Raw genomic sequence first — 19,914 nt, 5'->3', positions numbered from 1 at the left:
CTTATGGGAAAAAAGAAGTACGTGGCTTACGTGGGAACATATACCCATGGAACCAGTAAGGGAATTCAGGTATACGATGTAGATGTAGAAAAAGGAACACTCACAGAACGAAGCGAAGTGGAAGTTAGCAATGCTTCTCATTTGGCAGTATCAAAAAACGGTAAATATCTGTATTCCATTGAGGATGAGGGTGTAGCTGTATTTGAAAGAGACAAGAACGGTGATCTTACCCGCCTCAACAGTGTGGATATCAACGGAATGCGAGGCTGCTATCTTGCAACAGATGTGGACGGAAGATATCTTTATGTGGCAGGGTACCATGATGGTAAGGTAACGGTTGTACATACACATAAAGACGGCCGTCTGGGAAGTGTTATGGACGGCGTTTTCCACAAGGGACTTGGAAGCGTGGCAGAGCGTAACTTCCGTCCGCATGTTAATTGTGTACGTCCGACACCGGATAATAAGTATCTCTGTGCGGTAGATAATGGTATCGATCAGGTTAAGATCTATCGTATCAATAAGAAGAAAGACAAACTGGAGCTGGTTGACATTCTTCGCTGCCCGAGAGAGAGCGGCCCTCGTATCATCCGTTTCAGTGATGACGGAAGATTTGCATATCTTCTTTTTGAGCTCAGCAATGAGGTGAAGGTATACAGCTATGACGGAAGCGGTAAGAATCCGGAGTTTCAGCTGCTTCAGAGCATTACCACTCTTGGAAAAGAGGATTCCAATGATGCGCTTCATAACGCAGCTTCCGGTATATCTCTTTCTGCGGACGGTAAATATCTTTTCTGTACAACAGCAGGGGAAAATACTGTGACTATGTATGCAGTAGACCAGGAAACAGGCCTTCTGACCAAGAAATTTACACTTCCGATCAGTGGTGATTATCCGAAGGATCTTATGATCTTCCCGGATAACAAGCATATTGCTGTTGCCAATCATGCCAGCAACAGTATTACCGTTTTCACTGTGGATTATGAAAAGAATATCATCATGATGAACGAAAAACCGAGAAAGATCGAGACACCGAACAGTATCCATATCTGGCCGGTACCGGATACATGCGAGCAGTTGGATTAAGAACAGGATTGATCAAAGTAAGTCTTGTACAGGCAGACAAAAACAGACTCAGGGACGAGTAGGAACTTTCCCTGAGTCTGTTTTTTTGCGCATTTATAATTTTTTATCGGACAGGTCAAAATGTGAAATTACCGCTGATAAAATTCGTGGATACGATCCATCCGTGCACTCATATTGTTAAAAAGTGCATCTGTAATGGTAAGTGCTGCCATAGCTTCCACAACGACTACTGCACGCGGTACGATCACCGGATCATGCCGGCCCTTGATCTCAAGCTCCAGGTTTTCTCCGGTGTTGGTCACAGTAGACTGAGACTGACTGATGGAAGGAGTAGGTTTGATATGTGCACGGAGTATGATATCACTGCCGTCACTCATACCACCCATAATACCACCTGCATGGTTGGAGGTTTTGGAAATAATGCCGTTTTTCTGTACAAAACCGTCGTTGTCTTCGGAACCGGTAAGACGTGTCACATTGATGCCATCACCGATTTCAACAGCTTTTACAGCACCGATGGACATGATCGCATGAGCGAGGGTAGCATCCAGCTTGTCAAAAACCGTATCGCCCAGACCGGCAGGAACGTTTTTGATGCGGCATTCGATCACACCGCCTGCACTGTCCTGACTGTTCAGACATTGTTCGAGATAGGCAGATGCCTTTGCGGCTGCGTCGGCATCTGGCATGCAGAGTGCATTATTTCGGATCTCTTCTTCTGAGAAGGACCGGATTTCCACAGGACCGATGGATCTTGCGTAGGTAGTTAATGTAATGCCAAGTTCGTTTAACAGCTTGATGGCAATGGCACCGGCTGCCACACGTCCGGCGGTTTCTCTTCCGGAGGAGCGTCCACCTCCACGGTAATCACGGAATCCATATTTCTGGTCAAAGGTAAAGTCTGCGTGACCGGGACGATAGGAGTATGCGATATTTCCGTAATCTCTGGAACGCTGATCTGTATTGCGGATCAGAAGAGAAATTGGAGTACCGGTAGTCTTTCCTTCAAAAACTCCGGAAAGAATCTCCACCAGATCTCCTTCCTTACGGGCAGTTGTATAACGGCTCTGCCCGGGCTTTCTCCGGTCAAGAAAAACCTGGATATCTTCTTCGCAGAGAGAAAGACCTGCGGGACAGCCGTCGAGAACGGCACCGATAGCCTTGCCGTGAGATTCTCCCCAGGTGGTAACCACGAATTTTTTTCCGAATGATGACTGACTCATTTGTATAACTTCCTTTCGTTGGAATTCTGGAATCATTATATAGGAAGCCGGAAAAAATGTAAAGAACGTGGAAGGCAGAAGGAATTTTTATGTAAAGATCATGTGAAATTATTTAAAAGCTCTTTTAAAAAGAAAAGGTATGAATTGACAAAGCTATTTTGACTATTTATAATAAAAAAGAATTTTGCCCTGGCAAAAGAAAAGCAAGAGAAGGGAAGTGGGAATCGTGGTAAGGATTTACAAGACAATAGACGGAGCCATCCACCAGATACAGGAACCGGAGGAAGGCTGCTGGATTGCGTTGACGAATCCGACGGCAACAGAGATTTTTGAATTTTCCGAGAAGTTTGATATAGAGGTTGACGATTTACGATCCCCTTTGGATGAGGAAGAACGGTCACGTATCGAAGTTGAGGATAATTATACACTGATCCTGGTTGATGTTCCTATGATCGAGGAACGTAATGACAAGGACTGGTATGGGACAATACCGCTTGGCATCATTGTGACGGGGTCTATGATCTTTACCATCTGTCTGGAGGACACACCGGTTCTTACCAGATTTATGGAGGGAAGAGTCCGGAGCTTTTTTACCTATATGAAGACCCGTTTTATCTTTCAGATCCTTTACAGAAATGCGAGCATGTACCTGCGTTATCTGCGTATCATTGACAAAAAAGTGAGCAGGTGGAAGAAAAACTGCATCTTTCCACAAGAAATGAAGAGCTGATCGAGCTTCTGGAGCTGCAGAAATCCCTGACTTATTTTATTACGTCACTCCGGTCCAATGAGGTTGTGCTGGAGAAGCTTCTGAAGATAGACAGCATCAAGAAATATCCGGAGGACACCGATCTTCTGGAGGATGTCATCACTGAGAATAAGCAGGCGATCGAAATGGCCAATGTGTACAGCGGTATCCTGAACGGAACTATGGATGCTTTTGCATCGATCATCTCCAATAATATGAATATCGTTATGAAGGTACTGGCGATCATTACTATTGTCATGAGTATTCCGACTATTGTGTTCAGTGCTTACGGAATGAATGTGGCTGGTTCCGGTATGCCCTTATCAGGGAGTCCATTGGGATTTCTGATCATTATCCTGATTTCTGTGGCAATCAGTGTTGTGGCAGCGATCATTCTTTCCAAGAAGCGATTTTTCTGATTTTCAAAAGTTTTCTGAAAGGAGATTTTAATGAAATTTATCGACAAACTGGAACGTAAATTCGGAAGATTCGGGGTTCCGAATCTGACTGTTTACATCATCGGATGTTATGTGTTGGGGTATTTTCTGGCTATGTTTGCTCCGGGAGTTTTGAACATGCTGAGTCTTGATATGTCCATGGTCATGAAGGGACAGATCTGGAGACTGGTGACATGGGTGATCTATCCGCCGTCCAGTGTGGGAGGAACCGGCAATCTTGTGATGTTCCTTCTCGCAATCTTTTTTTTCTATTATCCGATCGGTACTTCACTGGAACGTACCTGGGGAACTTTCCGGTACACATTGTATATTTTTTCAGGTGTTTTGTTTACTGTGATCGCAGCAGTGCTTTTACATGTATTTACAGGTGGTTATGTGGTGATGAACGGCATCGCCTATTCTCTTGGCGGAAATATTTTTACCACATATTATATCAGTCTTTCTATTTTCCTTGCCTATGCAGTCACATATCCGGATCTTCAGCTGCTTCTTATGTTTGTGATCCCGATCAGGATGAAATGGATGGCCTTTGTATACGGACTGTTCATTGCGTGGGATATCGTATCTTATCTTCGAGTCGGGCTTTGGGTAGGCGTAGTACCGATCGTAGCATCACTTTTAAACTTTGTGATCTTTTATTTCAGTACCCGTGATATGAACCGATACAATCCGAAGGAGATCCACAGGAGGCAGCAGTTTAAGAAGGCTGTGGCTCCTTCCAGAACAGGGTTCGGTCCGGATGGGATCGCCAAGCATAAATGTGCGATCTGCGGACGTACCGAAAAGGATGACCCAAACCTGGAGTTTCGTTTCTGCTCAAAGTGCAACGGAAATTATGAATATTGTCAGGATCATTTATTTACACATAAACACGTACAGTAAAACGCACAAGCGAAGGAGAACATTATTATGAAAAAAACTAAGATTATCTGTACACTTGGACCTGCCAGCAATAACAGGGAAACTCTGAAGGCTCTTATGGAGAATGGAATGGATATTGCCAGATTCAACTTTTCTCACGGAGATCACGAGGAGCAGAAGGGCCGTGTGGATATGATCAAGGAGCTTCGTGAGGAGCTTAATATGCCTATTGCCATGCTTCTTGACACAAAGGGACCGGAGATCCGTACCAGACTTTTAAAGGACGGACAGAAGGTTAAGCTGGAAGCGGGAAAACAGTTTGTACTTGGAATTGGCGATTTTGAAGGCGACAGCACAAAGGTTGCTATCACATATGAGACACTTTACAAGGATGTAAAACCGGGAAACAGAATCCTCATTGATGATGGTCTGATCGAGTTGGAGGTTAAGGCGATCAAGGAAACCGATATTGTCTGTGATATCTTAAACGGTGGTGAGCTGGGAGAGAAGAAGGGTGTAAATGTTCCCTATGTAAAAGTAAATCTTCCGGGAATCACAGAGCAGGATAAAAAGGACATTATCTTTGGTATCGAGCAGAAATTTGATTTCATCGCGGCATCTTTTGTCCGTTCCGCAGAGGTGATCCGTGAGATCCGTAAGCTTCTGAATGATAATGGTGGAAAGGATATCGGTATTATCGCGAAGATCGAGAATGCAGAGGGTGTTGAGAATATTGATTCCATCATTGAAGCATCTGACGGTATCATGGTTGCCAGAGGAGATCTCGGTGTGGAAATTCCTGCAAGCCAGGTACCTCACATCCAGAAGGAGATCATCCGTAAGTGTAACGAACATTATACACCGGTTATCACAGCAACACAGATGCTTGATTCCATGATCCGTAATCCGCGTCCTACACGTGCAGAGGTAGCCGATGTTGCCAATGCGATCTACGACGGAACCGATGCGATCATGCTTTCCGGAGAGACAGCAGCTGGTAAATATCCGGTTGATGCTCTTAAGATGATGGCAGATATCGCAGAGATGACAGAGCCGCATCTGGATTATAAAGTGTTTATTGAACATCGTTCCATGGATGGAAGAGAGAAGATCTCCAGTGCAGTGGCACTTGCAACGGTGCGTACTGCAAAGAACCTGAAGGCGAACGCTATCGTAACACCGACAATGAGTGGAAATACAGCCAGACTGATCTCCAATTTCCGCCCGAAGGTTCCGATCTATGCGATCACACCGAACTCAACCATCCAGCATAAACTTCAGCTGATCTGGGGTGTAACACCTCTGAAAGGATATCAGAGAGATACCACGGACCATATCATGTCTCAGGCCATGAATGTTGTCCGCTGCCGTCATCTGATACATAAAGGAGACCTTGTTGTATTTACAGCAGGAGACCCTGCGACCAACATGACAAACGGTCGTGGTGCAGTGACAAATATGATGCACGTGATCGAGGCAGAATAAGACTGAGGTTTCTTCGGGAACAGCAGTCGGAAAAACAGGAGATGCAGTTATTATGAAAAAAGAACCATTTGTGACACTTGAGAAACTCAACGAAATTACCGAAAAGTTTCCGACACCCTTCCATCTCTATGATGAGAAGGGAATCCGTGAGAATGCAAAAGCCTTGAAAGAGGCCTTTGCATGGAACAAAGGATTCAAGGAATTTTTTGCGGTAAAGGCAACACCGAATCCATATCTGATCAATATTCTGCAGGAGTATGGCTGTGGCTGCGACTGCTCCTCAGAGACAGAGCTTATGATGGCCAAGGCAGTAGGCTGCAAAAAGGGCGATATCATGTTTTCCTCCAATGACACACCGGAGAAAGAGTTCAGATATGCAGATGAGATCGGTGGGATCATCAACCTTGATGACATCACACATATTGAGAGCGTAGAGAAAGCTCTCGGAAAAATCCCGGAAGTGATCAGCTGCCGTTACAATCCAGGTGGAGTATTTAAGATCAGTAACGGTATCATGGATAATCCCGGAGATGCAAAATACGGAATGACTACCGAGCAGATCTTTGACGCATTCCGTATCCTGAAATCCAAAGGTGCCAAAGAGTTCGGAATCCATGCATTCCTTGCAAGCAACACAGTGACCAATGATTATTATCCAATGCTTGCAGAGGTTATGTTTGAGCTTGCCGTGAAGCTTCAGAAGGAGACAGGTGCACACATTAAATTCATCAATCTTTCCGGTGGTATCGGAATTCCTTATAAACCGGATCAGGAGCCAAATGATATCCGTGTGATCGGCGAAGGTGTCCGCAAGGTTTATGAAGAAGTCCTTGTTCCGGAAGGAATGGGGGATGTTGCGATCTATACAGAGCTTGGCCGTTTCATGATGGGACCGTATGGCTGTCTTGTCACAAAAGCAATCCATGAGAAGCATACACATAAAGAGTATATCGGCGTAGATGCCTGTGCAGTAAATCTGATGCGCCCGGCTATGTATGGTGCTTATCATCACATTACGGTTATGGGTAAGGAGAACGAGCCGTGCGATCATAAATATGATGTGACAGGTTCCCTCTGTGAGAATAATGATAAATTTGCCATTGACCGTATGCTTCCGAAAATCGACAAGGGAGATCTTCTTGTGATCCATGATACAGGTGCTCATGGTTTTGCAATGGGTTATAACTACAATGGTAAACTGAAATCTGCAGAGATCCTTCTTCATGAGGACGGCAGCTTTGAGATGATCCGTCGTGCCGAGACACCGAGAGATTATTTTGCAACCTTTGACTGCTTCCCTGTTTTTGAGAAACTTCTTCAGGATGAAGACGAACTGAAATAAAATAGCGGAAATATATAAAAACAGCCTTCTATGCATCTTGGTAGTGATGCCGGAAGGCTGTTTTATGTTTAAGTGTCTGGCAGGTATAAGATTGCGGGCAGGGCGGAAGGTGGTCAAATGCAGGGTTACAGCTTCCGGCTGCCGGAGATTTCTGCCAGGGCTTTTCTAAACTCAAAGAAAAACAGGATGGCAGTAAATGTAACGGCCAGGATATCCGCAACCGGCTCGGCCATATAAACTGCATTTGTCCGGTCAGCACGGAAAATATTGGGCAGGATATAGATCAGCGGGATGACCAGAATAAATTTCCGGACAATAGCCACAATGATGGAATCTTTGGCTCTGCCAAGGGAGATAAAGGTCATCTGGCAGGCAATTTGGATACCAAAGATAAACACAACTGCCATATAGATCCGGAGAGCTGTCTTTGTGAAAGCAAGTAATGTACTGTCCGAAGTAAACATTCCTGCAAAGAGCTGCGGGAAGATCATAATGATCAGCCACAGGATCACGGAATAAGAAACACTTGTTTTTACAAGAAGCTTAAATGTAGAACGTACACGTTTTTTGTTACGTGCACCATAGTTGTAGCTGATGATAGGCTGTGCACCCTGACCAAGCCCCTGAAGAGGAAGCATGGCAAACTGCATGACGCTGGTAAGGATGGTCATGGCTCCTACTGCAACATCCCCGCCGTATTTTAAGAGTGAGGAATTGTAGCAGACAGAGATAACGCTTTCACTGAGCTGCATGACAAAGAGAGAAGAGCCAAGAGCCATACAGGGCAGAATGATATCGGCTTTCAGTTTCATGGTGCTTTTCCGAAGCTTCAGGAAGGTCTTTTTTCCAAAGAGGAATGAGAGAACCCAGATGCAGGAAAATGCCTGGGAGATTACCGTTGCCAGAGCAGCGCCCCGGACACCCATGTGGAATCCGAAAATAAAAACCGGATCCAGAATAATGTTGGAGATCGCACCGATCAGTACGGAGAGCATTCCGGTTTTTGCGAATCCCTGGGCTGTGATGAAATTATTCATGCCAAGAGTCAGCTGTACAAAGATAGTTCCTACTGCATAGATATTCATGTAACCCACCGCATAGTCGATGGTGTTTGCACTGGCGCCGAATGCAAGGAGAAGGCTGCGGTTTCCGAGAAACAGGATAACAGTCAGGATCAGGGAGATGATGACCTGCATGGCGAAGCAGTTTCCGAGAGTCTGTTCGGCTTTTGATGTGTCATTTTTACCCATAAAGATGCTGGCCCTGGGAGCGCCTCCGTTTCCGACAAGAGCAGCGAAGGCGGATACGACCATAATAAGCGGCATACAGACACCTACACCGGTAAGGGCAAGAGCACCCTCTCCGGGAATATGACCAATATAGATACGATCGACGATATTGTAGAGCATATTGATGAGCTGTGCGGCAACGGTAGGAAGTGCAAGCTGCAGAAGAAGCTTTCCGACAGACTCGGTTCCTAAAAAGCTTTTGTCTTTTTCCATTTTTATATCCATTCCTTTCGTGTTTTTTGGTAGTATATAATAAAGACCTGACAGATTTCTCCGTCAGGTCTTTTATGCGAATGCCGCTGGCCGGACTCGAACCGGCACGGATCGCTCCGCTTGATTTTGAGTCAAGTGCGTCTGCCAATTCCGCCACAGCGGCATAACCATTTATTATAATAGCACAGTATCAGGTGGCTTGCAAGGATTTTTTCAGAATAAAGGTATTATTTGGAAAGATTTTCAATTCTAAAAAGTTTATGAAATCGGATGAGGCATCCTTGAAATTGACTGAAAAAAGTGGTAGAGTGTACTACAAGGCTGTACCACCTGATATAGCACTGTGGATATAGCAATATACTATAAGATAACGGAGGAGACTGCATGAATCTGAATTCAAAAAAACCAGAGAAGCGGCCGCTGTATGTATATTACATTATTGCGGTCGTAATTATTGTTCTGCTGAATGTTTTTGCTCTTCCTGCTCTTTCTGAGAGAAGTGTAAAAGAAACCGATTACACCACCTTCCTGAAAGCCGTAGACAGAGGAAAAGTATATGAGGCAACCCTTAATTCCGATTACATTTATTATACTATGAAAGTGGATGGAAATGATGTCTATTGTAAGACGGTATCTGTAGAGGATCAGGATCTTGTATCCCATCTTTACGATGCGGGCGTAAGTATAGAGGGTACGGCACCGCAGAGACAGTCCCTGCTTTTATCTCTGATCCTGGGATATGTATTCCCGATCGCAATCTTTATTCTCCTGGGACGCTGGCTCAGCAAGAAGATGATGAGTTCCATGGGAAACGGAGGACCGGGAGGAATGATGTCCTTTGGCAAAAGCAATGCCAAGGTTTATGTGAAATCCTCTACGGGAATCAAATTTTCAGATGTTGCCGGTGAGGATGAAGCCAAGGAGCTTTTGACGGAAATTGTAGATTTCCTTCATAATCCGGAGAAATACAGAGAGATCGGTGCTTCCATGCCGAAGGGTGCCCTTCTTGTAGGCCCTCCCGGAACCGGTAAAACTCTTCTTGCCAAGGCAGTTGCCGGTGAGGCGGAGGTTCCGTTTTTCTCAATTTCCGGTTCGGAATTTGTGGAGATGTTTGTGGGTATGGGTGCTGCCAAGGTCCGTGATCTTTTTAAACAGGCCAATGAGAAGGCACCATGTATCGTATTTATTGATGAGATCGATACGATCGGCAAGAAACGTGACGGCTCCGGAATGGGCGGCGGAAACGATGAGCGTGAGCAGACACTGAACCAGCTTTTGACAGAGATGGACGGTTTTGACGGTTCCAAGGGTGTTGTGATCCTGGCAGCTACCAACCGACCGGATTCCCTTGACCCTGCACTTCTTCGTCCGGGACGTTTTGACAGAAGGATCCCGGTTGAGCTTCCGGATCTTCAGGGGCGTGAGGAAATCCTGAAGGTTCATGCCAAGAAAATCAAAATTGCGGATACAGTCCGGTTTGATGAAATTGCCAAGGCGGCAGTCGGTGCCTCCGGTGCGGAGCTTGCCAATATTGTCAACGAGGCAGCTCTCCGTGCAGTCCGCGACGGACGGAAATTTGCCACACAGGCGGATTTTGAAGAAAGCATCGAAGTTGTTATTGCCGGATATCAGAAAAAGAACCGTGTACTTTCCAATAAGGAAAAGCTGATCGTTTCCTATCATGAGGTTGGTCATGCACTGGTTGCTGCCAAGCAGACAGATTCTGCACCGGTCCATAAGATCACGATCATTCCACGTACCTCCGGTGCACTGGGATATACCATGCAGGTAGATGAGCAGGAACATTTCCTGATGACTAAGGAAGAACTGGAGAATAAGATCGCTACATTTACAGGCGGCCGTGCAGCGGAAGAGCTGATCTTCCATTCCATTACTACCGGTGCCTCCAATGATATTGAGCAGGCGACCAAGATTGCCAGAGCGATGATCAGCAGGTATGGTATGAGTGATGATTTTGACATGGTTGCCATGGAAAATGTAAGCAATCAGTATCTTGGCGGAGATGCAAGTCTAACCTGTTCCTTTGAGACGCAGACGCTTTTGGACAAGAAGGTTGTGGAGCTTGTAAGACGGGAGCATGAAAAGGCTACGAAGATCCTGACAGATAATATCGGAAAGCTCCATGAGATTGCCAAGTATCTGTATGAGCATGAGACGATCACCGGTGAGGAGTTTATGAAGATCCTGAATGAAGCGCCGGTGGAGATTGAGAATACACAGGAAAATTAAATATGTTGGCGGGAGGGACGCCGAAGGGAATACTTCTGTATGGTCTTCGGCTTCCGTTGGGCGTTAGTTCTAAGGCCCTGAAAATCTGCTAAAACCATTAAAAAAAGTTCGGAACTCGCGGCTTGTTGCCGCTCAGACAGCCGAACTTTTTTTTATAACGCAGATTTCCGGAACCTAAGGACTAGCAGCCCTCCTCCAAAGACAGAGCCATACAGAAGTATTCCCTCCGGCTGTGCTCTGGCCATGTGGATTGCTTCTGACTAGTCTTTACCATATTTCCGGGTGTACCTTGGAACAGGTGAGTGCCAGACTTCCGGGGCCGATGTGGCAGGAAACGCTCAGGGAGAGAGGGAAGATGTTGACTTCACCGATATTCGGGAAGGTGGTGAGGACTTCTTTTCGGAATTCTTCGGCTGCTTCCAGGTTGTGGGAGTGGATGACATCCAGGTTGATCTTTTCTCCAAAGCGGTCTGCAATGTCATCTTTGATGGCTTTAGTCATAGTGTTTTTTGCCTGGGTCATGGTGCGGGCCTTGGAGAAGGCGTCCAGCTTTTCGCCCTGGATCTGCAGAACCGGTTTCAGACGGAGCATGGTTCCGATGGCTGCAGCTGCAGGAGTGATGCGGCCGCCCTGTTTCAGGTACTTCAGAGTAGCTACCGTGATATAGATGCTGGAGTCGAAGCGGGTTTCTTCCAGCCAGGTTCCGATCTCATCGGCAGAGAGACCGTTTTTAGCCTGCTGGATAGCCTCGATGGCAGAGTAACGTAAGGTTCCGGAGATCCTCTGGTTGTTTACGACACGTACACGGCCATCATAGTCTTCTGCAAGCATGCGGGCAGTCTGCATGGAGCTGGAGAGACCGCTGGACATGGGGATATGTACGATCTCGTCGTAGTCTTTGAGCAGCTTGTCCCAGAGGGTAGTGACGGATTCCGGTGTAGGCTGGGATGTGGAAACTCTGCAGCCTGGATTTTGTTCAAGATGCTGAAAGAACTCTGATTGGTTCATGTCAATGTCTTCCAGATATTCCTTATCATCTATAAAAAACGGCATTGGAAGCATGTAGATGCCAAGGTCTTTTACCTGAGCGGGAGACATGCCGCAGTTACTGTCTGTAACGATTGCTATAGATTTCATAATGGTGATCCTCCTTGAATGGATTTTCATATTTGGTCAGTTTTTCTGTTTTCTGACCGGAACATCTCAAGTATACCACAGGAAACCGCCCTTGTCATTCAACGTTTAATTCGCTATAATGGTATAACATTCTGGGAAATATTTCCCCAGTCTGGGGCAAATTGTGAAGCGGGATCTCCGAAGAGGCTTATCATATGGGAGGATCCGCTGCTTTGAAAGAGAGGGAAAATATGAACTGTCGTATTGCAGAGGGAATGGTTAATAAATATATCGATCATACGTTGCCGTTAAGTGATCTGGAGGATTTTCTGGAGCATATTGAGAAGTGTTCCTCCTGCTACGATGAGCTTGCCACATATTTCATTGTACATAAGGCCATGCAGCAGCTGGATGAGAAACAGGAAGATACTGTTCTGGATTTTAAGGAGCTTCTGGAAGAGGATATCCGAAAATCCAGAAGGTATATCCGAAAAAAGAAATTTCACAGAGCGATCGCTGCAGTGGCAGTCTGCGTTCTGATCGTGGCACTGGTGGTCTTTCTTGTTTTTGTGATCCTGGAACTGAAGGAGGGAATTTGATTTTGAGTGAAAAAATATTACTGATCGATGGTCACAGCATCCTGAACCGTGCGTTTTATGGTCTGCCGGATCTTACCAATGCAGAAGGACGTCATACAGGAGCGGTATATGGATTTCTGAATATTATGTTCAGGATCCTGGAGGAAGAGAAGCCGGAGTATCTTACCGTTGCATTTGATCTGAGTGCACCTACGTTCCGGCATAAGAGATATGAAGCCTATAAAGGTACCCGAAAACCCATGCCGGAGGAGCTTCGGGAACAGGTTCCGCTGATCAAGGAGATGCTTTCTGCCATGGGAATCAACATCATGTCCCTGGAAGGCTATGAAGCAGATGATCTTCTTGGTACGGTCGCCAGAAGAAGTGAAGCAAAGGGTATGGATGTTACCATTCTTTCCGGAGACCGTGATCTTCTTCAGCTTGCCACAGATAAGGTGCTGATCCGGCTTCCGAAGACTGTCCGGGGAAAGACAACCGTTGAAAACTACCATACAGCGGAAGTTCTTGAGAAATATCAGGTAACGCCGCCGCAGATCATAGAACTGAAAGCGCTGATGGGCGACAGCTCCGATAATATTCCGGGAATCCCGGGCGTTGGAGAGAAAACCGCGACCAAGATGATCGTGCAGTTCGGTTCCATTGAGAATGCTCATGAGCATCTGGAAGAGGTAAAGCCTAATAAGGCGAAAGAATCTCTCCGCGAGCATTATGATCTGGCACAGCTTTCCAAAGAGCTTGCAACCATCAACACAGACAGTCCGCTGGAATTTTCCTACGAAAAAGCGAAAGTGGAAAATCCCTATACTCCGGAGGCATATGAATTGTGTAAACGCCTGGAATTTAAGAACATGCTGAACCGTTTTGATCCGGCTACGACAGCAGATTCCTCCATGGAACTGGAATTTTTTACCTGTAATGATCTTTCCGGTGTGGAGGCACTGTTTGAAAAAGCAGCGCAGAAAGATCAGGTGGGTATTTCTGTTCTTGCAGATCCGGATCAGGTGTATACCGTGGGACTGGTCCTGGATGAAAAAGAAATCTATCAGATCCCGGTAGGAGGACTTCTCACAGGGGATTATCTTTGCGGAAAACTGAAAGCTCTGGCGGACAGTACGGTGCTCTGTGCTATGGATATTAAATCAGTTCTCAAACATGTTTCCCTTGATGATCCGAAGAAGGTTTTTGATGCGGGGGTTGCTGCATATCTTCTGAACCCGCTGAAATCTTCCTATTCCCATGATGACATCGCCAGAGAATATCTGGATGGTATGATGCTCCCCTCAAAGGAAGACCTTCTTGGAAAGACTTCTCTGAAAAAGGCCTGGGAAGAGGAACTGGAATGGCTTGGAAATTATGCCTGCTATCAGGCGTTTGTGCCCTGCATGGCCCGAAAGGTTCTTCTTGAAAAACTGGATGAAACAGGCATGCGTAAGGTTTATGATGAGATCGAGCTTCCTCTTGTCTTTACCCTGGATTCCATGGAAAAATGGGGGATTTCCGTTAAGGGTGAAGAGCTTAAGAGCTATGGTGAAAAACTTAAAGTCCGTATCCAGGAGCTGGAAAAAACCATCTGGCAGGAAGCAGGGGAGGAGTTTAATATCAATTCCCCGAAACAGCTGGGTGTGATCCTTTTTGAAAAGCTGGGACTTCCAGGTGGAAAGAAGACCAAGACCGGCTATTCCACAGCGGCGGATATCCTGGATAAGCTGGCGCCGGATTATGCCATCGTAAAAGATATCCTGGAGTACCGCCAGCTGACCAAGCTGAAATCCACTTATGCAGATGGTCTCGGAAATGTGATCGGAGAAGATGGAAGGATCCACTCTACTTTTAATCAGACGATCACAGCAACCGGTCGTATCAGCAGTACAGATCCGAATCTTCAGAACATACCGGTCCGCATGGAGCTGGGCAGGCTGATCCGTAAGGTTTTTGTGCCGGAAGAGGGATTTGTATTTCTGGATGCAGATTATTCCCAGATCGAGCTTCGTGTGCTGGCACATATGTCCGGTGATGAAAAACTGATCCAGGCTTATCGTGAGGCGGAGGATATCCACCGGCTCACCGCATCCCAGGTGTTTCATGTGCCGCTGGATGAAGTGACATCTCTTCAGCGAAGAAATGCCAAGGCGGTAAATTTCGGAATCGTTTATGGGATCAGTTCCTTTGGACTGAGCCAGGATCTGAGTATTACCAGAAAAGAGGCAGCTGCCTATATTGAGAAATATTTCGAGACCTATCCGAAGATCAAGGGCTTTCTGGACGGTCTGGTAAAGGATGGCAAGGAACACGGTTATGTGACAACTATGTTCGGCAGACGAAGGCCCGTGCCGGAGCTGAGATCCAGTAATTTCATGCAGCGCTCCTTCGGAGAACGTGTAGCCATGAACTCTCCGATCCAGGGTACTGCAGCAGATATCATCAAAATAGCCATGAACCATGTTTATGAACGAATGAAAAAAGAGGGACTGCGTTCAAGGCTGGTGCTGCAGGTTCACGATGAGCTTCTGATCGAGACAAAGAAAGAAGAGATCGAGGAAGTTTCCCGTATTCTGGAAGAAGAGATGAAGGGAGCGGCAGACCTTGCAGTGGAACTTGACGTAGATATGCACCAGGGTGACAGCTGGTATGAGGCGAAATAAATGAGAGTGATCGGAGTAACCGGCGGAGTAGGGGCCGGAAAAAGTACAGTACTTGGAATCCTGGAAGAAGATTTCCAGGCATATGTGATCCAGGCAGACCAGCTTGGTCACATTCTGATGGAACCGGGGGAAGAATGTTACGATGCGGTGATCGCATTGTTTGGAAAAGAAATCATAAAAAAGGATAAAACTATTGACCGGAGACGGATTTCTGATGTAGTATTCACAGATAAGGATATGCTTTTGAAATTAAACGGGATCATCCATCCGGCTGTAAAGCAGAGAATCCTGGATCTTCTTGGAGAACAGAAGGAAGCCGGAAGAGAGATCTGTGTTGTGGAAGCTGCTCTTTTTCTGGAAGAGAATTATCAGGAATTCTGTGATGAAGTCTGGTATGTGTATACAGAGGAGGAAATCCGGATCCGTCGTCTGATGGAAAGCCGTGGTTATTCCAGAGAGAAATCTCTTGGCATTATCCGAAACCAGGTATCTGACCAGGTGTTCAGAGAACATACGGATTATGTGATCGAGAACAATGGAGATCTGAAGGGTACCCGGAGACAGATCAGAGAAGGGATAGAAAGAAATGAGACTTTGTAGTATTGCCAGCGGAAGCAGCGGCAACTGTATTTATGTGGGATCTGAGGAGGCACATGTTCTGGTAGATGTGGGGATCAGCGGGAAGAGTATCGAAAAGGGCCTGAATTCCCTGGATCTTACCGGGAAAGATGTGGACGGCATCCTGATCACACATGAACATTCCGACCATATCAAGGGACTGGGAGTGATCTCCAGAAAATATGGAATTCCCATCTATACCACAGGTGGAACAGCAGATGCCATGCTTCGTATGAAATCCCTTGGAAAAATGCCGGAGGGACTGATCCACGAGATCCGGGAGGATGAGCCTTTTGGGATCAAGGATCTGACGGTAAATCCTTTTACCATTCCCCATGATGCTGCACAGCCGGTGGGTTACCGCCTGGAATGTGGAGAGCATTCTGTGGGCATTGCCACAGACCTTGGAAAATATAATGATTACATTGTAAAAAATCTGGAGAATCTGGATGCAGTGCTTTTGGAAGCAAATCATGACATCCGCATGCTTCAGGTTGGAAAATACCCTTATTATCTCAAACAGAGGATTCTGGGAGACCGTGGGCATCTCTCCAATGAGAATGCAGGACGTCTGCTCTGTCGGATCCTCCATGATAATCTGAAGGCGGTTTTTCTTGGCCATTTAAGCAGAGAAAACAACTATGAAGAACTTGCCTACGAGACTGTGTGCTCGGAGGTGACACTTGGTGACAACCCGTACCGTTCCAGGGATTTTAAGATCCAGGTAGCGAAGAGGGATCACATATCAGAAATAATCACAGTGTAGAAAGGAAAAAACGATGAAGAAGACAATTATCACAGTAGTAGGAAATGACACAGTAGGAATTATTGCAAAGGTTTGTACATATCTTGCAGAGAATCAGGTTAATATTCTGGATATTTCTCAGACCATCGTTCAGGGTTACTTCAACATGATGATGATCGCAGACACAGCAAAATGTGAAAAGGATGGCGGTGAACTTGCAAAAGAGCTTGAAAATCTGGGCAAGGAGATCGGTGTTGTGATCCACTGCCAGCATGAAGATATTTTTAACATGATGCATCGAGTATGATCAAGCAGCGAATGCGGATTGCCAATGCATATGATATCTACTTTACATCAATCATCAGGGAGAAAATAAAATGATCAATATTTTTGAGGTAAACGAGACAAATAAAATGATCGAGCAGGAGAATCTGGATGTGCGTACCATCACCATGGGGATCAGCCTTCTGGACTGTATCGATCCTGACCTGGATGCACTGAATCAGAAAATATACGAAAAGATCACCACAAAGGCCAGAAATCTGGTAGCTACCGGTGATAAGATCGCAACCGAGTACGGTATCCCGGTTGTAAATAAACGAATTTCCGTAACACCCATTGCTCTGGTTGGCGGGGCTGCATGTAAGAAACTGGAGGATTTTGTGACCATCGCAAGAACGCTGGATAAATGTGCCAGGGAAGTTGGCGTTAACTTTATCGGCGGATATTCTGCACTGGTAAGCAAAGGAATGACTCCGGCAGAGGAGCTTCTTATCCGCTCCATTCCTCAGGCAATGTCAGAAACAGAGCGCGTCTGCAGTTCTGTAAACGTTGGTTCCACCAAGACCGGTATCAACATGGATGCCGTAAAGCTGATGGGCGAGATCATCCTCGCAACAGCAGAGGCTACTAAGGACCAGGATTCTCTTGGATGTGCCAAGCTGGTAGTATTCTGTAACGCACCGGATGATAACCCGTTTATGGCAGGCGCATTCCACGGTGTCACAGAGGCGGACTGCATCATCAACGTAGGTGTCAGTGGCCCCGGAGTTGTAAAGAAAGCTCTGGAGCAGGTTCGTGGCGAGGACTTCGGAACTCTCTGCGAGATGATCAAACGTACCGCATTCAAAGTTACACGAGTTGGACAGCTGGTTGCACGTGAGGCATCCAAGCGTCTTGACGTGCCGTTTGGTATTGTGGATCTTTCTCTTGCACCGACACCGGCTATCGGTGATTCCGTAGCTGAGATCCTGGAAGAGATCGGCCTTGAGAGAGCCGGTGCACCTGGAACAACTGCCGCGCTTGCACTTCTCAACGACCAGGTGAAGAAAGGCGGCGTTATGGCAGCAGCTGCTGTGGGCGGATTAAGTGGTGCCTTTATTCCTGTCAGCGAGGATCAAGGAATGATCGATGCGGTAAACGAGGGAGCTCTTACTCTGGAGAAGCTGGAAGCCATGACCTGTGTATGCTCTGTTGGTCTGGACATGATTGCAGTTCCGGGAGATACCAAGGCGACTACACTGGCAGGTATCATCGCAGATGAGTCTGCCATCGGTATGGTAAATCAGAAGACAACTGCAGTACGTCTCATCCCGGTTATCGGTAAGGGTGTGGGCGAAACGGTTGAGTTCGGAGGTCTTCTTGGCTATGCTCCGATCATGCCTGTAAATTCCTTCTCCTGTGATGCATTTGTACAGAGAGGTGGAAGGATCCCTGCACCGATCCACAGCTTTAAGAATTAATTTTATTTTTGGACTTGACAGACTCACGTTGATGTGCTAAAGTAAACACAACTTAAAAAACAAACCGGTGAGAAAGAGAAGTAAACATTTCAGGAAGCTTCACAGAGAGCGGTGATGGTGGAAATCCGCAGGGGACCAGATGTTGAATGGACTTTTGAGGGCGGCCCGAACTATTTATCTGTACAGTAGGCGCCGACGGGAACCGAACCCGTTACCAATGAGGAGTGTATGTTAGTACACCGGAAAGTGGACGATTCGTCAATTTGAGTGGTACCGCGATAATAAAGAACTTTTATTACCGTCTCAAGCATGATATAAGCTTGGGACGGTTTTTGTGTTACAGGAAAAGCGATTCTGTTGCATGAAAGTTGTTCCGGAAAAGCAGACCGCAAGGTGTACAAAAGGTAATCATAAGCGGAAATAAGAAGGGAGAACAAAACTATGAAAAAAAGAATGTTAGTGATCGCAGCAGCAGTAGCAGCAACAACTATGATGATGACAAGCCCGGTTATGGCGGAGGATTTTAAAGTAGGCATCTGCAATTATGTAGATGATGCTTCCCTGAACCAGATCGTAGACAACATCCAGTCCCGTCTGGAGGAGCTTGGCAAAGAAAAGGGTGTCACATTTGATGTGTCTTATGATAACTGTAATGCAGATGCCAGTGTTATGGAACAGATCATTTCAGATTTTCAGGCGGATAAGGTTGACCTGATGGTTGGTGTGGCTACACCGGTGGCAATGCGTATGCAGTCCGCTACAGAGGGAAGCAATACACCGGTTGTTTTCTCCGCAGTATCTGATCCGGTTGGCTCCGGTCTTGTAGATTCTCTGGATGCTCCTGGTGCAAATATCACAGGAACCAGCGATTACCTGGATACTTCTTCTATCATGAAGCTGATCCAGGCACAGAATCCGGATGTAAAGAAGATCGGTCTTCTCTATGATGTAGGACAGGACTCCTCCACAACAGCGATCCAGGAAGCAAAAGATTATCTGGATAAAGAGGGAATCGAATATGTGGAGCGTACCGGAACCACTACCGATGAAGTCCAGCTCGCAGCAGATGCACTGATCGCTGACGGTGTGGATGCCGTATTTACACCTACGGACAACACCATCATGACAGCAGAACTTTCTATTTATGAAAAATTCATCGACGCAGGAATCCCGCACTACACAGGTGCCGACTCCTTTGCATTAAATGGTGCCTTTGTAGGATATGGGGTTGATTATGCAAATCTGGGACAGAAAACAGCCGATATGATCGCTGACATCCTGATAGATAATGCGGATCCGTCTAAGACAGCTGTTGAAACCTTTGACAATGGTACTGCAACAGTTAATACAGAAACCTGCAAGGCACTTGGACTTGATTTCGATACCGTAAAGAAGGCATTTGAGCCTCTCTGCACACAGGTAAATGAGATCACAACTGCAGAAAGCTTTGATGAAGTAGAATCAAAATAAATTAACCGCTCACTTTTGTGAGCAGTT

General features: G+C 46.2%; 15 protein-coding genes, 1 tRNA gene, 1 pseudogene and 1 other annotated feature. Of the genes and pseudogenes, 13 read left to right on the top strand and 4 right to left on the bottom strand.

Annotation, left to right across the window (positions count from 1 at the left end):
• Window positions 1-3 precede the first annotated feature (3 nt).
• Complete coding sequence (locus V9W66_RS01840) at window positions 4-1,086, top strand: lactonase family protein (RefSeq protein WP_144095278.1); 1,083 nt, start codon at window positions 4-6, stop codon at window positions 1,084-1,086.
• 128 nt (window positions 1,087-1,214) lie between these two features.
• Here V9W66_RS01840 and aroC read toward each other — a convergent pair whose 3' ends face one another.
• Complete coding sequence (gene aroC, locus V9W66_RS01835; RefSeq protein WP_144095276.1) at window positions 1,215-2,309, bottom strand: chorismate synthase; 1,095 nt, start codon at window positions 2,307-2,309, stop codon at window positions 1,215-1,217.
• A 226-nt stretch (window positions 2,310-2,535) separates the two neighbouring features.
• Here aroC and V9W66_RS01830 point away from each other — a divergent pair.
• The 4 genes and pseudogenes from V9W66_RS01830 to V9W66_RS01815 all read left to right on the top strand — a co-directional run bounded on the left by V9W66_RS01830 (window position 2,536) and on the right by V9W66_RS01815 (window position 7,203).
• Window positions 2,536-3,476, top strand: a pseudogene (locus V9W66_RS01830) (magnesium transporter CorA family protein).
• A 30-nt stretch (window positions 3,477-3,506) separates the two neighbouring features.
• Window positions 3,507-4,397 carry a hypothetical protein gene (locus V9W66_RS01825; protein ID WP_110103272.1) on the top strand — a complete coding sequence of 297 codons (891 nt, stop codon included), beginning with the start codon at window positions 3,507-3,509 and terminating at the stop codon, window positions 4,395-4,397.
• Between the two features lie 27 nt (window positions 4,398-4,424).
• On the top strand, window positions 4,425-5,861 hold the full coding sequence (gene pyk, locus V9W66_RS01820; RefSeq protein WP_144095274.1) for a pyruvate kinase: 1,437 nt from the start codon (window positions 4,425-4,427) through the stop codon (window positions 5,859-5,861).
• A gap of 52 nt (window positions 5,862-5,913) precedes the next feature.
• Window positions 5,914-7,203: a diaminopimelate decarboxylase gene (locus tag V9W66_RS01815; protein WP_144095272.1), complete on the top strand. Its 1,290-nt coding sequence runs from the start codon at window positions 5,914-5,916 to the stop codon at window positions 7,201-7,203.
• 125 nt (window positions 7,204-7,328) lie between these two features.
• Here the strand turns inward: V9W66_RS01815 and V9W66_RS01810 are convergent, their stop codons facing one another.
• A complete protein-coding gene (locus tag V9W66_RS01810; RefSeq protein ID WP_144095271.1) occupies window positions 7,329-8,705 on the bottom strand; it encodes an MATE family efflux transporter in 1,377 nt (458 codons plus the stop codon).
• Window positions 8,706-8,786: 81 nt separating this feature from the next.
• Window positions 8,787-8,868 (bottom strand) — tRNA-Leu (locus V9W66_RS01805).
• Window positions 8,869-9,089: 221 nt separating this feature from the next.
• Between V9W66_RS01805 and ftsH the strand changes: the two genes are divergently transcribed.
• Entirely contained in the window at window positions 9,090-10,955 is a 1,866-nt protein-coding gene (gene ftsH, locus V9W66_RS01800; protein WP_144095269.1) for an ATP-dependent zinc metalloprotease FtsH, read from the top strand.
• A gap of 267 nt (window positions 10,956-11,222) precedes the next feature.
• On the opposite strand, the gene V9W66_RS01795 is transcribed toward ftsH, so the two are convergent.
• Entirely contained in the window at window positions 11,223-12,092 is an 870-nt protein-coding gene (locus V9W66_RS01795) for a DegV family protein (RefSeq protein WP_059085909.1), read from the bottom strand.
• A gap of 194 nt (window positions 12,093-12,286) precedes the next feature.
• Between V9W66_RS01795 and V9W66_RS01790 the strand changes: the two genes are divergently transcribed.
• From V9W66_RS01790 to V9W66_RS01760, 7 genes are all read left to right on the top strand, one after another.
• Complete coding sequence (locus V9W66_RS01790; protein WP_144095267.1) at window positions 12,287-12,670, top strand: anti-sigma factor family protein; 384 nt, start codon at window positions 12,287-12,289, stop codon at window positions 12,668-12,670.
• 2 nt (window positions 12,671-12,672) lie between these two features.
• On the top strand, window positions 12,673-15,312 hold the full coding sequence (gene polA, locus V9W66_RS01785) for a DNA polymerase I (protein ID WP_144095265.1): 2,640 nt from the start codon (window positions 12,673-12,675) through the stop codon (window positions 15,310-15,312).
• A complete protein-coding gene (gene coaE / locus V9W66_RS01780) occupies window positions 15,313-15,912 on the top strand; it encodes a dephospho-CoA kinase (protein WP_015525251.1) in 600 nt (199 codons plus the stop codon).
• Window positions 15,899-16,696 (top strand): MBL fold metallo-hydrolase, encoded by a 798-nt coding sequence (locus V9W66_RS01775; RefSeq protein ID WP_015525250.1) that lies wholly within the window; start codon window positions 15,899-15,901, stop codon window positions 16,694-16,696. Before coaE ends, V9W66_RS01775 begins: the two co-directional genes overlap by 14 nt.
• Window positions 16,697-16,709: 13 nt before the next feature.
• The gene (locus tag V9W66_RS01770) at window positions 16,710-16,982 is read left to right on the top strand and encodes an ACT domain-containing protein (protein WP_015525249.1); all 273 of its coding nucleotides are present in this window, start codon (window positions 16,710-16,712) and stop codon (window positions 16,980-16,982) included.
• Window positions 16,983-17,052: 70 nt separating this feature from the next.
• On the top strand, window positions 17,053-18,417 hold the full coding sequence (locus V9W66_RS01765; protein ID WP_144095263.1) for a PFL family protein: 1,365 nt from the start codon (window positions 17,053-17,055) through the stop codon (window positions 18,415-18,417).
• Window positions 18,418-18,475: 58 nt separating this feature from the next.
• Window positions 18,476-18,726, top strand: a binding site (T-box leader).
• Between the two features lie 132 nt (window positions 18,727-18,858).
• Complete coding sequence (locus V9W66_RS01760; RefSeq protein ID WP_144100355.1) at window positions 18,859-19,887, top strand: ABC transporter substrate-binding protein; 1,029 nt, start codon at window positions 18,859-18,861, stop codon at window positions 19,885-19,887.
• Window positions 19,888-19,914 lie beyond the last annotated feature (27 nt).

Origin of the sequence: Blautia massiliensis (ex Durand et al. 2017) (assembly GCF_051861785.1) — a bacterium.
Classification (GTDB): domain Bacteria; phylum Bacillota; class Clostridia; order Lachnospirales; family Lachnospiraceae; genus Blautia_A; species Blautia_A luti_A.
This window is presented reverse-complemented; position numbering and strand designations above follow the sequence as displayed.

Excerpts from the sequence above, each read along its gene's own strand:
- V9W66_RS01810 (WP_144095271.1), bottom strand. The coding sequence starts at position 8,705 with ATGGAAAAAGACAAAAGCTTTTTAGGAACCGAGTCTGTCGGAAAGCTT.
- V9W66_RS01760 (WP_144100355.1), top strand. The coding sequence starts at position 18,859 with ATGAAAAAAAGAATGTTAGTGATCGCAGCAGCAGTAGCAGCAACAACT.
- ftsH (WP_144095269.1), top strand. The coding sequence starts at position 9,090 with ATGAATCTGAATTCAAAAAAACCAGAGAAGCGGCCGCTGTATGTATAT.
- V9W66_RS01795 (WP_059085909.1), bottom strand. The coding sequence starts at position 12,092 with ATGAAATCTATAGCAATCGTTACAGACAGTAACTGCGGCATGTCTCCC.
- V9W66_RS01790 (WP_144095267.1), top strand. The coding sequence starts at position 12,287 with ATGGGAGGATCCGCTGCTTTGAAAGAGAGGGAAAATATGAACTGTCGT.
- aroC (WP_144095276.1), bottom strand. The coding sequence starts at position 2,309 with ATGAGTCAGTCATCATTCGGAAAAAAATTCGTGGTTACCACCTGGGGA.
- pyk (WP_144095274.1), top strand. The coding sequence starts at position 4,425 with ATGAAAAAAACTAAGATTATCTGTACACTTGGACCTGCCAGCAATAAC.
- V9W66_RS01840 (WP_144095278.1), top strand. The coding sequence starts at position 4 with ATGGGAAAAAAGAAGTACGTGGCTTACGTGGGAACATATACCCATGGA.
- V9W66_RS01825 (WP_110103272.1), top strand. The coding sequence starts at position 3,507 with ATGAAATTTATCGACAAACTGGAACGTAAATTCGGAAGATTCGGGGTT.
- V9W66_RS01770 (WP_015525249.1), top strand. The coding sequence starts at position 16,710 with ATGAAGAAGACAATTATCACAGTAGTAGGAAATGACACAGTAGGAATT.
- V9W66_RS01765 (WP_144095263.1), top strand. The coding sequence starts at position 17,053 with ATGATCAATATTTTTGAGGTAAACGAGACAAATAAAATGATCGAGCAG.
- V9W66_RS01815 (WP_144095272.1), top strand. The coding sequence starts at position 5,914 with ATGAAAAAAGAACCATTTGTGACACTTGAGAAACTCAACGAAATTACC.
- coaE (WP_015525251.1), top strand. The coding sequence starts at position 15,313 with ATGAGAGTGATCGGAGTAACCGGCGGAGTAGGGGCCGGAAAAAGTACA.
- V9W66_RS01775 (WP_015525250.1), top strand. The coding sequence starts at position 15,899 with ATGAGACTTTGTAGTATTGCCAGCGGAAGCAGCGGCAACTGTATTTAT.